This is a genomic window from Pelomonas sp. KK5 (assembly GCF_001984095.1).
In the GTDB taxonomy this organism is placed as follows: Bacteria; Pseudomonadota; Gammaproteobacteria; order Burkholderiales; family Burkholderiaceae_C; genus KK5.
In genome coordinates, this window is record NZ_LYVQ01000498.1 from 1 (window position 1) to 1,017 (window position 1,017).

Genomic DNA, 1,017 nt, shown 5'->3' on the forward strand with positions numbered 1-1,017 from the left:
GTCCCCGTGCCGCCGCCCGCGCCGGCGCCCGATCCCGGCACCGCCTGCACCACGCTGCTGCCCTGCACCGGCATCGGCGGCGAGGGCGTGATGAGCGCCAGCGTCACCACCGCGCTGCCGGCGGCCGGCTATGCCGCCGATACCGGCGTCTACTGGCTCAGTGGCGCCGGCAAGATGGAGAACAGCAACAGCTACAACTTCAACTTCAAGCACACGACGCTGAGCGGCGACTTCACCTTCACCGCCCGCATCCTCAGCCAGGGCGGCAGCGTCTCGGCGGCGCGGGCCGGGGTGGTCGCGATGGAGGCGCTCAGCGGCGCGCCGGTGTACGCGTGGACGGCGCGTTATGCCGATACCGGCGAGATCCGCGCCGCGATCAACGGCAACGGCAAGGCGGTCATTTCATCGAGCTTCTCGGCCACCCTGCCGCCGGTCTGGGTGCGGGTGCAGCGGCGCGGCAATGCGCTGTATTCCGCCGCCTCGATGGACGGCATCAGCTGGACGGAGAAGACCAATACCAGCGTGACGGCGGCCGCCCTCTACGTGGGCCTGGCCCTGTCCTCGGGCACCAACACCGATGCCGTCGTCGCCACCTTCGACCAGGTGAGCATCGTCGGCGGCGGGGTGCCGCAATCCCGGCTGCCGGCCAGCTTCAAGTGATGGAGACAGGAATGATGAAGATCAAGATCGCAGTCTTCGCTGCCATGGGCCTGCTGACCGGCGCGGCGGCCCGGGCCGATGCCGTCAACGCTGTCAGTTATGCCTCGTTCACCGGCACGGTGCTCGGCTTCGAGGAACTGGCCAGCCCGAACCCCGACGGCACGCTGATCGACGGCCTGCTGAGCAGCGGCGGCGTGCAGTTCGGCGAGCGCTTCGCCGGCCAGGAGCTGGCCGTCACCAAGGCCCCGCGGCCGGGCGCCGTGGCGCAGGACTGGTTCGACGACCTCAGCTACGGCTCGCCCAGCGCGGGCCTGACGCTGCTCGCCGGCGCCGCCGGGCAGAACCTGGGCGTCTACG

The 1,017-nt window shown here is 70.7% G+C and carries 1 protein-coding gene and 1 pseudogene; both read left to right on the forward strand.

Translation table 11 applies throughout. From position 1 onward, the window contains the following. Positions 1-660 (forward strand): annotated as a pseudogene (locus B0W88_RS34135) (hypothetical protein); the annotation flags it as partial. Between the two features lie 14 nt (positions 661-674). After that, positions 675-1,017: hypothetical protein (locus B0W88_RS31960; RefSeq protein WP_198938014.1), on the forward strand; the 343-nt coding region annotated here is incomplete at its 3' end.